The sequence below is a fragment of the Planomicrobium sp. MB-3u-38 genome (assembly GCF_002836425.1).
GTDB lineage: Bacteria > Bacillota > Bacilli > Bacillales_A > Planococcaceae > Planococcus > Planococcus okeanokoites.
Map to the genome: position 1 here is coordinate 44,966 of NZ_PJBO01000009.1, position 15,103 is coordinate 60,068.

At 45.4% G+C, this 15,103-nt stretch carries 13 protein-coding genes; 11 read left to right on the top strand and 2 right to left on the bottom strand.

What is annotated here, in order from left to right; genetic code table 11:
• Positions 1-175: 175 nt before the first annotated feature.
• The gene (ald, locus tag CXF70_RS04655; protein ID WP_101801704.1) at positions 176-1,291 is read left to right on the top strand and encodes an alanine dehydrogenase; all 1,116 of its coding nucleotides are present in this window, start codon (positions 176-178) and stop codon (positions 1,289-1,291) included.
• 81 nt (positions 1,292-1,372) lie between these two features.
• Here ald and CXF70_RS04660 read toward each other — a convergent pair whose 3' ends face one another.
• A complete protein-coding gene (locus CXF70_RS04660) occupies positions 1,373-2,470 on the bottom strand; it encodes a M24 family metallopeptidase (RefSeq protein WP_101801705.1) in 1,098 nt (365 codons plus the stop codon).
• Between the two features lie 90 nt (positions 2,471-2,560).
• Between CXF70_RS04660 and CXF70_RS04665 the strand changes: the two genes are divergently transcribed.
• Positions 2,561-3,241, top strand: a complete 681-nt coding sequence (locus CXF70_RS04665) for a metal-dependent hydrolase (protein ID WP_101801706.1) — start codon at positions 2,561-2,563, stop codon at positions 3,239-3,241.
• Positions 3,242-3,340: 99 nt separating this feature from the next.
• Positions 3,341-4,648 carry a DRTGG domain-containing protein gene (locus CXF70_RS04670; protein WP_084246826.1) on the top strand — a complete coding sequence of 436 codons (1,308 nt, stop codon included), beginning with the start codon at positions 3,341-3,343 and terminating at the stop codon, positions 4,646-4,648.
• A 36-nt stretch (positions 4,649-4,684) separates the two neighbouring features.
• Here the strand turns inward: CXF70_RS04670 and CXF70_RS04675 are convergent, their stop codons facing one another.
• Positions 4,685-4,984: a YtpI family protein gene (locus CXF70_RS04675; RefSeq protein WP_084246489.1), complete on the bottom strand. Its 300-nt coding sequence runs from the start codon at positions 4,982-4,984 to the stop codon at positions 4,685-4,687.
• A gap of 92 nt (positions 4,985-5,076) precedes the next feature.
• Between CXF70_RS04675 and CXF70_RS04680 the strand changes: the two genes are divergently transcribed.
• From CXF70_RS04680 to CXF70_RS04715, 8 genes are all read left to right on the top strand, one after another.
• On the top strand, positions 5,077-6,021 hold the full coding sequence (locus tag CXF70_RS04680) for a DHH family phosphoesterase (protein ID WP_084246487.1): 945 nt from the start codon (positions 5,077-5,079) through the stop codon (positions 6,019-6,021).
• A gap of 22 nt (positions 6,022-6,043) precedes the next feature.
• Positions 6,044-9,109, top strand: a complete 3,066-nt coding sequence (dnaE, locus tag CXF70_RS04685; RefSeq protein WP_233208545.1) for a DNA polymerase III subunit alpha — start codon at positions 6,044-6,046, stop codon at positions 9,107-9,109.
• A gap of 112 nt (positions 9,110-9,221) precedes the next feature.
• A complete protein-coding gene (locus tag CXF70_RS04690; protein ID WP_101801708.1) occupies positions 9,222-9,875 on the top strand; it encodes a FadR/GntR family transcriptional regulator in 654 nt (217 codons plus the stop codon).
• Positions 9,859-10,731, top strand: coding sequence for an acetyl-CoA carboxylase, carboxyltransferase subunit beta (gene accD, locus CXF70_RS04695; RefSeq protein WP_101801709.1), 873 nt, complete (start codon positions 9,859-9,861; stop codon positions 10,729-10,731). Before CXF70_RS04690 ends, accD begins: the two co-directional genes overlap by 17 nt.
• A complete protein-coding gene (gene accA, locus CXF70_RS04700) occupies positions 10,724-11,689 on the top strand; it encodes an acetyl-CoA carboxylase carboxyl transferase subunit alpha (RefSeq protein ID WP_084246479.1) in 966 nt (321 codons plus the stop codon). Before accD ends, accA begins: the two co-directional genes overlap by 8 nt.
• 146 nt (positions 11,690-11,835) lie before the next feature.
• On the top strand, positions 11,836-12,795 hold the full coding sequence (gene pfkA / locus CXF70_RS04705) for a 6-phosphofructokinase (protein ID WP_084246477.1): 960 nt from the start codon (positions 11,836-11,838) through the stop codon (positions 12,793-12,795).
• A gap of 21 nt (positions 12,796-12,816) precedes the next feature.
• Positions 12,817-14,577 carry a pyruvate kinase gene (pyk, locus tag CXF70_RS04710; RefSeq protein WP_101801710.1) on the top strand — a complete coding sequence of 587 codons (1,761 nt, stop codon included), beginning with the start codon at positions 12,817-12,819 and terminating at the stop codon, positions 14,575-14,577.
• A 26-nt stretch (positions 14,578-14,603) separates the two neighbouring features.
• Positions 14,604-14,987, top strand: a complete 384-nt coding sequence (locus tag CXF70_RS04715; protein ID WP_369916919.1) for an FxsA family protein — start codon at positions 14,604-14,606, stop codon at positions 14,985-14,987.
• The last annotated feature ends 116 nt before the right edge of the window (positions 14,988-15,103 follow it).

Sequence of the window (15,103 nt, forward strand, 5' to 3'; positions counted from 1 at the left end):
AATATTACATAATAATCCAGAAAAATATAGCTCGGATAAAGGGATAAAATAAAAGATTTTCAAATCGGTAAATAAAGTTGGGCAAAGTCTAATAATATCTGATAGAATGGATTTGCTTTGAAGTAAAAAATTTCTAATCTATATTTCCTATTAAAGATTAATGGAGGGTTTCACCATGCGTATTGGAGTTCCAACAGAAGTGAAAAATAACGAGAACAGAGTAGCAATGACACCATCGGGCGTTGTCAATCTCTCATTGTATGGGCATGAAGTGTTCATTCAGGCTGGAGCAGGTCTTGGCTCCGGGTTTACGGATGAAGACTATAGTTCTGCAGGAGCCAGCATTGTCGCGACAGCAGAAGAAGCATGGAACCAGGAAATGATCATGAAGGTGAAAGAGCCGACAGCATCTGAATATGGCTATTTCCGCGAGGGAATGATCCTGTTCACGTACTTGCATCTTGCGCCTGAACCGGAATTGACGAAAGCTATGCTGGATTCGAAAGTCATCGGAATCGCTTATGAAACTGTGCAGCTGCCGAATAATTCATTGCCGTTATTAACGCCGATGAGTGAAGTCGCAGGTAAGATGTCAACTCAGATCGGTGCTCAATTTCTGGAAAAAATCCATGGCGGTGGGGGAATCCTTCTAGGCGGAATCCCGGGAGTTTCACGCGGCAAAGTTACAGTAATCGGAGGCGGTGTAGCAGGAACGAATGCTGCCAAAGTAGCGGTAGGAATGGGTGCCAACGTAACGATCCTTGACTTGAATCCGGATCGTCTCCGTCAATTGGACGACTTGTTCGGACAGGATGTACAGACGATGATTTCAAATCCATTGAATATTGCGGATGCTGTTGAGAAAGCGGATCTTGTAATCGGTGCTGTGTTGATTCCAGGTGCAAAAGCTCCTAAATTGGTTACAGAAGATATGATCAAGTCGATGAAACCGGGCTCGGTTGTGGTCGATATTGCAATTGATCAAGGCGGTATTTTCGAAACGAGTGACCGCATCACGACTCACGACCAACCGACATACATCAAGCATGATGTGGTGCATTACGCAGTTGCGAACATGCCTGGTGCGGTTCCGCGTACTTCCACAATCGGCTTGACAAACGTTACTGTTCCTTACGCAGTACAAATTGCCAACAAAGGTTATAAACAGGCTATCCTTGAAAACGAAGCTTTGAAAAAAGGTGTAAATACGCTTAATGGATATGTGACATATAAAGCGGTTGCCGATGATCAGGGTGTCGAATACAAATCAGTCGAAGACCTGTTGGCTTAATAGAATAGATGCTTGCAACTGTAATGCAGTCTGCATGAAAATGAAAAGCTGCGCCGGATAAAATTCCGGCGCAGCTCTTTTTTAGTTATTGATGATTTGAAGTTCTTTCGGATATTTCGTCAACACTTCGACACCATCTTCGGTAACAGCAAGATCGTCTTCGATTCTGACACCCACTTTGCCGGGTACATAAATGCCGGGTTCAATTGTGAAGACCATGCCGGCTTCCATTTTCATATCATTCGAGCCATGGAGTGAAGGGAACTCGTGGACAGAAATGCCGAGTCCGTGGCCAAGGCGGTGAGTGAAGTATTCACCGTATCCCGCTTCCTCGATAACACCGCGTGAAATGCCGTCCAGTTCAGCTGCTGTAACACCTGGTTTGACGGCGTTCAAGGCAGCCAGTTCGGCTTCCAGCACTATGTCATAGACTTTTTTCTGTTCTTCGCCTGGTTCACCCAAAGCCAGCGTGCGGGTGATATCTGAACAATACCCCTTGTGGACGACCCCCAGGTCAAACAGGACAAGGTCACCTTTTTGCAGTTTGCGGTCGCCTGTCTTGCCATGCGGAGAAGCAGCATGGTCTCCGGTCAATACAGTGGTATCGAACGACATATGTGTGACTCCGCGTTTTTTTAATGCAAGTTCGATTTCAGTCATGACTTCGATTTCAGTAATGCCTTCTTTGATTGTTTTCGCAGCCACTTCAATTGCATAATCGGCCAACTCCGCTGCTTCGCGAAGTATTTCCATTTCAGCAGCATCTTTGATGACGCGCATAGCACTTGTTTTTTCATCGATCCCAACGATGGTCGGGGAATTGAAAAACTCATTGATTGCATCATACCGCTCTACAATCATATGGGTTTTTTCGATTGCCAGTGCAGATATGGAGGAAATTGTTTCACTTGCTGTCCGGTACAGGACCTCCATTGCGTTATCTGTATCCGTATGTCCGACGACCTTGCCGTTCCATCCAGCACTTTTGGCATCCGGAATCTCCATTTGGGGACAGATCAGAAAAGGTTCGGAATCACTGAAAATCATGACCCCTAGAAGCCGTTCGTGCGGATTGCTCTTGAATCCCGTGAAGTAAAACACGTTATCCGGGTTAGTGATGAATGCTGCATCGATACTGTTCTCTTTCAGGTAATTCTGCAGATTACTGATTTTATTCATAGGTAAATTCCTCCTCTATATGTGTAGCATAACAAAGATGAGGGTATAAGACAGCTAGAAACTGAACGCATACTTAAATGGAGGGATAACATGAAAATTTCTTATCACGGACATTCAGTCGTCAAAATCATGACCGGAGGAAAAACGATTTTAATCGATCCATTCATCGATGGCAATAAGCTTTGCGACCTGAATTCCAGCAAAGAAAAGCCGGATATGATTTTACTTACACATGCGCATAACGATCATGTGGGTGATACAGTGGATATTGCCAAAGAAAATGACTGCACGGTTGTGGCGCCGGTCGAGCTGGCGAATTATCTTGGAACATTCGGATTTGAAACGATCGGCATGAATTTGGGCGGTGCAAAGGAATTCGATTTTGGAACCGTCAAATACACGAAAGCGTTCCACAGTTCTTCATATACGACAGAAGACGGAGATGTCATTTATGGCGGCATGCCTGCAGGAATTCTTTTCAAAGCGGAAGGAAAGACGATTTACCATGCAGGCGATACCGATTTGTTCGGAGACATGGAGCTGATCGGCAAACGCAATGACATTGATGTCGCGTTCCTGCCGATCGGCGATTTCTTTACGATGGGCCCTGAAGATGCGGCATATGCGGCAGAACTTTTGAAAGCGAAAACAGTAGTTCCCATCCATTACAATACATTCCCGCCGATTAAGCAGGACCCTGAAAAATTCAAGGAGTTGGTCAAAGGCTCTGAAGTGAAGGTTATGAAAGCTGGCGACCAGTTCGAAATTTAAACGCAGAACCCCCGAGGAGCAATCATTCTTCGGGGGTTTCTGTATTAGGAAATATGGTACACTAAAAGCATCAGGAAAGCAGAAAGAATGGGTGAAATCATGGCGACGAAACATGAACAGATACTTGATTATATTGAAACGCTGGAAGTCGGGGAAAAAATATCCGTCCGCAGGATCGCTAAGGAATTGCAGGTCAGTGAAGGCACAGCTTACCGCGCAATAAAAGAAGCTGAAAACAAACGGCTAGTTTCCACAATTGAGCGTGTCGGCACCATCCGCATTGAACGGAAAAAGAAAGAGAACATTGAGCGGCTGACGTATGCCGAAATCGTCAATATCGTTGACGGACAAGTGCTGGGGGGCCGGACCGGCTTGCATAAGTCATTGACTAAATTCGTCATAGGCGCGATGCAGCTCGAAGACATGATGCGTTATACGGAAGCCGGCAACCTGCTGATCGTCGGCAATCGCCTTAAAGCCCATGAATATGCGCTTCAGGCTGGTGCCGCTGTATTAGTGACCGGAGGCTTTGATGCTTCGGATACAGTCAAGAAACTGGCGGATGAATATGAATTGCCGGTCATTTCGACCAGCTATGATACGTTTACCGTTGCTACGATGATCAACAGGGCCATCTATGACCAACTGATCAAAAAAGAGATACTTTTAATAGAGGATATATTGATTCCTCTTGAGAATACCCATTACCTTCATCATCATGATCCAATCAGCCGTTACCGTGAATTGAACAAGGAAACCACGCACGGCGGATTTCCGGTAGTCGATGATACAGGAAGGATAATCGGGATATTGACGTCTCGTGATATTATCGGTTTTACGGACGAGGACAGCGTAGAGAAAGCAATGACGAAAGATCCCATTACAGTCACGCTGCAAACAAGTGTAGCATCGGCGGGACACCGGATGATATGGGAAGGGATTGATCTGCTGCCGGTCATCGATGACCAAGGCAAATTATGTGGGGTCATCAGCCGACAGGATGTATTGAAAGCCATTCAGACAGCGCAGCGGCAACCGCAGCAAGGTGAAACGATAGACGATCTCATCATCAGCCAGCTGCAGATGAAGCCTCATGAAAAGCTTTCATTGGAATTCCGGGTAACGCCTCAAATGACCAATTCGTATGGTTCAATATCCTATGGTGCTTACACCACTATACTGTCTGAAGCCGCAACGAGCGCATTGAAGACGAAAAATCGTAAGGACAGTGTGCTTGAAAATATGACGGTCTATTTCCTGAAACCGGTTCAGCTGGATTCCCTTATTTACATCAAACCTGCGATTTTGGATATCAGCCGTAAATCGGCTAAAGTGGATATCGAAGTGTCGTTTGAAGGGGAGATTGTCGGGAAAGCGATGCTGACTTTCCAACTGCTGGACCGTTAGAGAAATAAAAAACCCCCTCACTTAGAGGGGAATTTGCTATTCGTTCAGCCGTGCTTCTTCAGCGACGAATTTATGATAATGTCTTGCCGCTTTGTAATTATGGATGCAAAATGCCAGTCCCAGAATGATAAAAATACCGGCAACTATATAGGTGAGCGGGGTCTGAAAGACAATCAGCAGATCAATACCCAAAAACACTCCGAAACTTCCTAGAAAGAAAGCTGCTGTGGAAGCATACCACTTTTTACGGATTGGCAATGTTGCTCGAAATTGCTTTGTTTTATAATAGAAATAGAACACAATTGAAAAAATCATTAAAAATATAAAAATTAGCATAAGGACCTCCTGTATTCCGAAACTTTCTTCTATTGTACTGAGAAATGTGGCCGAATGCGAATGGATTTCCTTGAAAAATGGAGGAATGCCCTATGAACAGTCAAATCATCGACACAATTAAAAAATACGAAACGATCATTATCCATCGGCATGTGAGACCTGATCCAGATGCATATGGTTCACAGCTCGGATTAAAATACATACTGCAACATAACTATCCTGAAAAAACGATTTTAGCTGCTGGAGAACACGATTCGACGATGGAATTTCTTGGGACTCAAGATCAGGTGGCTGATGAAGACTATAATGGTTCGCTGGTTATTGTTACGGATACTGCTAATACTGAGCGGATTGACGATCAGCGTTATCTAAAAGGAGATAAAATCATTAAGATTGATCATCATCCCAACGATGATGCGTATGGTGATCTATTATTGGTGGATACTAGCGCAAGTTCATCTTCGGAACTCATCTATGAATTATTTGAAGCTGGCCAAGTCCAGGAAAATTGGAAGCTGCCGGCTACTGCCGCCCGCCAGCTATATGCTGGCATAATTGGGGATACGGGGCGCTTTCTTTTTCCGAGCACAACACAAAAAACTTTCCGGATTGCCGGTGAACTGATCAAGAGTGATTTTGACCGCAACGAGCTTCACAATGGCATGTATGAAATGGAGAGAAAGCTTCTTCATCTGCAAGGCTATATGTACCAGAACTTTAAAATGGATGAAAATGGAGCTGCGTATGTAAAAATCACGTTGGATATCTTAAAGGAATTTGAAGTCACCGCAACCGAAACTTCTTTGCTTGTCAGTTCCCTGGGTAATGTGAAAGGAATGAAGGCATGGGTGATATTCATCGAGGAAGAAGAAGAGATCCGCGTGCGTCTCCGTTCTAAAGGCCCTGTCATCAACGAATTGGCAAAAGAGTTTAACGGCGGAGGCCATCCGATGGCTTCAGGAGCAACGGCTTATTCATGGGAAGAAGCTGACCGGGTGATTGACCGGCTGAAAGAAATTTGCGCAAACGCGGAATAAGAAAGGAGGGATTGCTTTGTCAATGGTTTATCCATATATAAGTACGTCAGCAGATTTGTTGAAAAGTACGGTGCGCCTTGATGAACTTTTCCCTTTTCTGAAACAGCAAGGGACTTCTTCGGTCGCAATCGTCAATTCGAAACTGTACGGCGTACTGCCATTCTGGGAAGCCTGCTATCAAGCCGGCATCCACGGGGTGATCGGTTTTTCAACATTTATTGAATACGACGGACAGCCTTATCCCGTTGTGCTTTATGCCCAGTCCAATCAAGGCTATGGTAATCTCTTGAAGATTTCCAGCGCGTTGGCCACAAGAAAACGCAAGGCGATTCCGGAACAATGGCTGAACGCATATCAAGAAGGGCTTGTATGTGTGATACCGAATGCGATTGACTGGACGCTGACCGATCGCCATGATGCATTCGATTATATTTATCAACTTTTTGGGAAAAGATGTTTTGGATCCGTGCAGCGCCCAGGCGGAAATGTCTCAGATAATGAAACGAGATTTATCGCAGCATGTGAACAGTCGGGCTTGCCGATCATGGCGACACAGGAAGTCAGATACCTGAAAAAAGAAGGAGCTTTTGCATATGAAGTGGCGTCCGCCATCGGGCAGGGGCTAAAACTTTCAGATGATCAGCGTCTGCAGCCGGAACATACAGATGCTTTTGCGCCTGCCGCTGAAGAAATGACGAATTGGTTTTCGGACCGTCCTGAATGGTTGGAAACTGCAGAAAAAATGCTGTTGAGCTGCAAAGTCAGCATCCAGACCAACAGGCAGCTGTTACCAGTTTTTCCATTGGAAAAAGAAGTGGATAAAGCGGAATACATAAAAAACATCTGTTTGGATGGACTCAGAGGCAGATTGAATGCCAGCAATGTGCCAAAGGACTATCTGGCCAGACTTGAGTATGAACTTGGTGTCATTAAATCGATGGGCTATATCGATTATTTTCTGATCGTTTCAGATTTTATGAAATTTGCCCGAAATGAAGGGATAATGACAGGACCAGGCCGTGGGTCATCCGCCAGTTCACTGGTTGCATATTCCCTTCATATTACAGATGTCGATCCACTTGAACATGGTTTGCTTTTTGAAAGGTTCCTGAATCCGGAGCGGGTTACTCTTCCTGATATCGATATCGACTTCGCCGATCACCGGAGGCACGAAGTAGTGGAATATGTCGCGAATAAATACGGGCAGGCAAGAACCGCGCAAATCATCACATTCGGCACTTTATCCGCTAAAGCGGTGGCAAGGGATACAGCACGTGTCTTTGGTTTCGAAGCTGAAGACCTGGAGGCCATTTCAAAGATGATTTCGAGCCGTCCAGGCACAACTTTAAGATCTGCTTTGAAGGAAAATAGTAAACTGAACGACTGGATTGTCGCACGCGAAGAACGGAAAACCTGGTTTAAAACAGCGCTGCAGCTGGAAGGATTGCCGCGTCATGCCTCCACTCATGCCGCCGGAGTCATTCTCAGCCCCTCATCATTGGTGGATTATGTCCCAATTGAAGAAGGGAACGAAGGAATCTATTTGACCCAATGGCCGATGGGGGATCTTGAAGCCATCGGTTTATTGAAAATGGATTTTCTTGGTTTGCGTAATCTGACCATTTTGGAGCAAATAAAAAAACTTCTAGCCAGAGGCACGGGAAAATCGATCGATTACCGTAAATTGCCGTTGGATGATGCAAAAACTTTCAGCATACTGGCTGAGGGTGACACAAGCGGCGTATTCCAATTGGAATCAGATGGCATGAGAAATGCTTTAAGGCAGATAAGACCCACCGCTTTCGGCGATATCGTGGCGGTCAATGCATTATTCAGACCGGGTCCCATGGAATTCATACCGCTATATGCAAGAAGAAAACATAAACAGGAAACCGTAACATTCGTTCATCCGATTCTTGAACCGGTACTCTCTGAAACTTACGGCGTCATCGTTTACCAGGAACAGATCATGCAGATTGCCGCCCGTATGGCCGGCTTTTCACTGGGAGAAGCGGATATTCTGAGGCGCGCGGTCAGTAAAAAGAAACGTGAAATCCTGGATCAGGAAAGAGTCCATTTCGTTCAAGGGGCTTTAAAGAAAGGTTTCAAGGAAAGTGAAGCCACCGAAGTCTACGATTTAATCGTGCGTTTCGCCGATTACGGATTCCCCAAAAGCCATGCAGTCGCTTACAGTATGATTTCATATCAGCTGGCGTATATGAAAGCGAATTATCCCATATACTTTTACGCTGCAATGCTCGGCAACGCCTCTGGCAATGCTGAAAAGACCAAGCAGCTCCTTCAGGAAATAAAGGAGAAAAAGATTCCTGTTTTGCCTCCATCAATTCAAAGCAGCTATAAATCGTTTACCATTGAAGACGGTAAAGTGCGGATTGGTTTGAACAGTATAAAAGGCGTACCAGGCAACGTCATAAATGCTTTAATTGCCTCCAGAAAAGAAGGTGGACCGTTCAGCAGCCTATTTAATGTAGCTGAGCGGATTTCGGCCATCCACTTCACACGCAAGTCGTTTGAACCGCTTATAAAAGCTGGTGCACTGGACGACTTCGAACTTGACCGGGCAACATTGCTCGCCTCACTGGACAGTGCTGTCAAGCATGCGGAGCTTGTTAAACCGGATGAGGAGCCCGGACTGTTTGACGATATGGGCGCAAGCTTCATGAAGCCGAAATACACCAAAGCTTCACCGATTCCTGAGAATCTGAAATTGGATCTGGAAATGGAAGTGCTCGGATTTTACCTTTCGACACACCCGATCGAAAGGGAAAAAGAACAGCGGCAGAAAAATTTCGATGAGTTGAAATCCCTGAAGCACAAACCCGATAAAGATCGGGTTATTGTGCTGGGCATGATCGAAGACATCAAAAGGATCCGAACAAAAAAAGGGGATGCGATGGCGTTTGTCACGCTGCAGGATGATACAGGTCCGGCATCGGTCACATTATTTCCGGAAGAGTATGCAAAATATAATGCCATTTTGAAAGAACAGGCAATCATCGAAGTGCAGGGAACAATAGAAAACCGGATGAACCGGACATCGATTATCTGCAAAAATATCAATTTGTAACTGCTTTTCCAGTCGGAAAAGCAGTTTTTTCTTTACGTCGGACGATTTTTTTTGTATTGTAGGAATATGAGTGGTCAGACCACTTTCAAAAAAATGGAAACTGAGGTCTGTTATGAACCAACCAAAACGTTATTTGGACATTGTCCTGGATATACGCAAAATGATCAGCCAGGAAAATATCAGGCCTGGCGACAGGATTCCATCCGAAAGGGAATTGGCGGAAACTTTGAAAGTTGGGCGATCTACAATTCGGGAAGCTCTGAGAAGCCTTGAGTTACTCGGATTGATCGAAACACGAAGAGGAGAAGGAACCTTTTTGTCAGATTATCGCAACCATCGCTTGGTGGAAGTTCTGTCAACTTTCATACTGCAGGATAATCAGTCTCAAAAGGATGTATGGGAGACGCGGTTGATCCACGAAATTTCAGCTATCCGAACAATTTGCGGAGATGCCAATTCAAGCCGATTACCGGTATGGACCGGTTTTTCAAAACGTATTGATGAGGGCGACTTCTTTAGTCGCGAAGATTTTGTCAGGGAAATAATGGTTTTATCAGGAAACAGGCTATCTTTGAAGATATGGCTGTTATTGGCGCAGTACAGCGGCAATCCATACAAAGAACGCATAATAATAGAAGAAACTGCGATGCTCGAGAATATTTTAGCTGCAATCAGGCAGCAGGATACTGAAAAAGCCACTGAGGGCCTGAAAACCTGGATTGCATGGCTGCAAAAGGAGACTGGAAAAGATGACGATGATTCGTGATATATTCAAACGCAACAGAGAACGCAACGATCCGACTATACCGTCCAAAGCCGCGAAAGATGTACCGGAAGGCTTGATGTATAAATGCCCGGAATGCAAACATATCGAGTTGACGAAAGAGATGGCGAAGCTCCAAAAAGTGTGCCCGAAATGTGATCATCACTGTAAGATGACGGCACAGGAGAGAGTGGAGAGTTTAATGGATAAAGGTTCTTTTGAATCCATTGACAATCATTTGAAAACAGGCAATCCACTTGGTTTTCCCGGTTACACTGAAAAAATCGAAGCGGACAGCAAGAAAACCGGCTTGAATGAAGCGGTATTGACAGGCATCGGGAAAATCGATGGGCAGCCACTGGTTGCAGCTATCATGGATTCTCATTTCCGGATGGGCTCTATGGGCTCTGTAGTCGGTGAAAAGATAACCCGCGCCATCGAACTTGCTACCGATAAAGGTTATCCGTTTGTCATTTTTACGGCGAGTGGCGGAGCCCGGATGCAGGAAGGTGTTCTATCCTTGATGCAGATGGCTAAAACAAGTGTGGCATTGAAACGGCACAGCAACGAAGGGTTATTGTTCATCTCCGTATTGACGCACCCGACAACAGGTGGCGTTTCAGCAAGTTTCGCGTCTGTGGGTGATATCAATATCGCAGAGCCTAAGGCGCTGATCGGGTTCGCCGGGCGCCGAGTAATAGAGCAGACAGTCCGCGAAAAATTACCGGAAGATTTTCAGACAGCTGAATTTTTATTGGCGCACGGGCAGCTGGATGCAGTCATACATCGTCATAAGATGCAAAACACTTTGTCTTCCCTGATCAAATTGCATACGAAAGGAGCTGTGGCAAATGGCTAAGAAAGTACAGAAATCATTGCCTTTTGAAGAGCCGTTAATACAGCTCCGAAAAAAAATCATAGAGTTGAAAGAATATACCGAGAATGCGGAAGTGGATTTGAGTACAGAAATTAACAGTTTGGAAGCCAGACTGGAAAAACTGGAAATCGATATTTATGAAGACATGAAACCGTGGGACCGGGTCCAGGTAGCAAGACACCCTAACCGTCCGACTACATTGGATTATGTACCACATGTTTTTGATGATTTCATCGAACTTCATGGCGATCGCCTTTATGGTGACGATGAAGCGATTGTAGGTGGAATCGCTTCTTTTAAAGGGCAGCCGGTAACGGTGATCGGTCATCAGCGCGGCAAGGACACAAAGGAAAATGTACGCCGAAACTTTGGCATGCCTCATCCTGAAGGATACCGTAAAGCGCTGCGCCTTATGAAACAGGCTGAAAAGTTCAATCGGCCGATCATCTGCCTGATCGATACGAAAGGCGCTTATCCCGGTAAAGCAGCAGAAGAACGAGGACAAAGTGAAGCAATTGCGCGTAATCTTGTGGAAATGGCAGGCCTTGAAGTACCGGTCATCTCTATCGTGATTGGTGAAGGCGGAAGCGGAGGAGCATTGGCACTTGGAGTAGGGAATCACATCCTGATGCTTGAAAACTCAACTTTCTCCGTAATTTCTCCGGAGGGAGCTGCGTCAATCCTGTGGAAAGATTCTGCGCTGGCCCAGACAGCGGCTGAAGCCATGAAAATTACAGCACCTGATCTTCTCGAAATGGGCATCATCGAACGGATGATTCCTGAAATACGTGGAGGGGCGCATCACGATCCGTTGAAGCAGGCCGAATTACTGTCTGAAGCCATTGAAAAATCTTTGAGCGAACTGAATCCTCTTAACCCAGAGGACCTGATTGATCAGCGATACAATAAATTCAAAGCAATCGGTGTATTTACAGAATAGGAACCGCTTTGGCGGTTTTTTTGTGTCTTTTGATAAATATATAAGAACAGGTATTTTACTTCTGAATTCAGGGGAACTGACCTGACAGCAGGCTGTAAATCGTGGTAAGGTGATTAAAGTATCAGGAAGATCAGGAGGCATGGATTATGAAGCGAATCGGAGTGTTAACAAGTGGCGGAGACTCGCCAGGAATGAATGCTGCAGTGCGTGCGGTAGTCAGGAAAGCAATCTATCATGAGGTGGAAGTTTTCGGGATTTATTATGGCTACCAGGGGCTGCTGGCAGGCAACATCGAAAAGCTCGAAGCCGGTGATGTAGGGGATATTATTCAGCGCGGCGGAACGAAATTATATTCTGCCAGATGCGAAGAATTCAAATCTGATGAAGGCCAGGATCGTGCTATCGAGCAGTTGAAGAAATTCGGAATTGAAGGCCTTGTCGTAATCGGAGGAGATGGATCGTACCGTGGAGCGATGGCTTTGACAAAAAAAGGGTTCCCATGTATCGGTGTACCCGGCACCATCGATAACGATATTCCAGGAACAGATTATACAATCGGATTTGATACAGCGCTGAATACAATAATAGAAGCGATTGATAAAATCCGGGATACCGCTACGAGCCACGAGCGTACGTTCATCATCGAAGTGATGGGCCGTGATGCGGGTGACCTCGCGTTATGGGCAGGATTGGCCGGCGGTGCAGAGACCATATTGATTCCGGAAGTGGATTTTGATATGGACGACATGATCGACCGTCTGCAAAAAGGGAAAAAACGCGGTAAAAAGCATAGTATCATAATTGTCGCTGAAGGTGTCATGAGCGCCAATGAACTTGGCGAAATGATCCAAGGGAAAGTCGAACTGGAAACAAGAGTATCCGTTCTTGGACATATTCAAAGAGGCGGTTCACCTACAGGGCGTGACCGTGTTCTGGGAAGCCTTTTCGGCGCACGCGCAGTGGAAGTCCTATTGGATGGTCCCGGCGGTCGCGCTATTGGCATGAAAAATCATCAAGTGGTAGACTATGATATGACAAAAGCGTTTACTGGTGAACACGACACCGATATGAGTTTGTATACATTATCAAAAGAATTATCAATTTAAATGCCAAATGGAGTGAGTCAATTGAGAAAAACCAAAATTGTATGTACCATCGGACCAGCGAGTGAATCGCCGGAAATACTGGAAGCCCTGATTAATTCGGGAATGAACGTCGCGCGTTTGAATTTCTCGCACGGCAATCATGAAGAGCATGCTGAACGCATTAAACGCATTCGGGAAGCTTCGGAGAAAACAGGCAAGATTGTCGGCATACTGCTCGATACGAAAGGTCCCGAAATCCGTACCCATCAAATGGAGAACGACGGAATTGATTTGGTGACCAATCAGAAAATCACAATATCCATGACAGAAGTATTAGGTACAGCTGAAAAATTCTCAATCACTTATGATCACTTGATTGAGGATGTGCAGGAAGGCTCAATTATTCTGCTGGACGACGGCTTAATTGAATTGCGCGTTGAAAGTGTTGACCAGCAAAACGGTTTGATTCATACAATCGTTGAAAACGCAGGAACGCTGAAAAGCAAAAAAGGCGTAAACGTTCCAGGCGTATCGGTTCAATTGCCAGGGATTACAGAAAAAGATGCACAGGATATCCTATTTGGCATCAGCCAGAAAGTGGATTTTGTAGCAGCATCTTTTGTGAGAAGAGCTTCGGATGTAATGGAAATCCGTGAACTTCTTGAAAAGAATGGCGGATCTCATATCCAGATCATTCCGAAAATCGAAAACCAAGAGGGTGTCGATAATATTGATGACATCATTATGGTTTCTGACGGCCTGATGGTTGCCCGGGGAGACCTTGGCGTTGAAATTCCTGCGGAAGAAGTGCCATTGGTACAGAAGTCCCTTATCGAAAAATGCAATAGCGCGGGTAAACCGGTTATAACTGCTACACAAATGCTCGATTCGATGCAACGGAATCCCCGTCCGACACGAGCGGAAGCAAGTGATGTGGCGAATGCGATTTTCGATGGCACGGACGCGATCATGCTTTCCGGTGAAACAGCGGCCGGAATCTATCCGGTAGAATCAGTAGAAACGATGCACCGTATTGCAATGACTACAGAATCTGCGCTTAACTATAAGCAGCTGGTATCGAACAGAAGAAAAGATAAAGAAGCCAATATGACGGATGCAATTGGACAAGCCGTCGTTTATACAGCGTTGAACTTGAAAGTCAAAGCCATTATTGCTCCTACAGAAAGCGGAACGACTGCCAAGATGATTTCTAAATACCGTCCTGAATCACCGATCGTTGCTGTAACTTCTTCCGATATTGCAGCTAAGAAACTGACATTGGTATGGGGTGTCCAACCGATTGTCGGCATGCCGGTATCTTCAACGGATGAGGTATTCGCAACTGCTGTTGAAGAAAGCTTGAAGCACGAATATGTCGATCATGGTGATTTGGTTGTGATAACGGCAGGTGTTCCAGTCGGTAAAGCAGGGACAACCAACTTGATGAAAGTACATGTAATCGGAGATATCGCTGCTAAAGGGCAAGGAATCGGTAAAACCGTTGCTTACGGGGAGTCTCTAGTTGTGAAATCAGCTGCAGAAGCCAACGCTGTGGACACAGAAGGAAAGATTCTTGTAACAATCGGCACCGACCGTGAAATGATGCCAGCAATCGAAAAGTGCGCCGGCCTAATCACTGAAGAAGGCGGATTGACGAGCCACGCAGCGGTGGTCGGTCTTAGCCTTGGCATCCCGGTAATAGTGGGAGTTGCAGATGCGACAAGTGTCATCAAAAATAATGAAGATATCACCATCGATGCTGAAACAGGTGTCATTTACCACGGGCACGCTAGTGTGCTGTAACGAATAAAGGAGGTGACCGTTCAATTATGAAATGGCTGATCGCTTTATTGATTGTTGTGCCTGCCCTGGAATTGGCGCTGCTTATTTGGGCGGCGAACAATATCGGCTTCTTCGTTACTGTTGCCATGATTATCACGACAGGATTGGTTGGGGCATTCCTCGCTAAAAAGCAGGGACTGAAAGCGGTCGGAGATATCCAGAAGGCGATGTCGAATTTCCAGCCGCCCGGCGACAACCTGTTGAATGCGGGATTCGTCCTGGTCGGAGGCGTGATGCTTCTGACTCCTGGATTTATCTCGGATGCTGTCGGTTTCAGCCTGTTATTTACGCCAACTCAAAAACTGTATAAGCCATTGGTTCACCGTTTCATCCAAAAAAGAATGAAAAATACTCGGGTTATAGTAGGATAATCCGAGTATTTTTATTGTTTTTTTTGCCTATCTTACAGAAAAACAAGCGTTTTCATTCACAAAGCCCTGTTTATTGATTATAATGAACAAGGTAAGGAACTTATCAGAGTTTCATA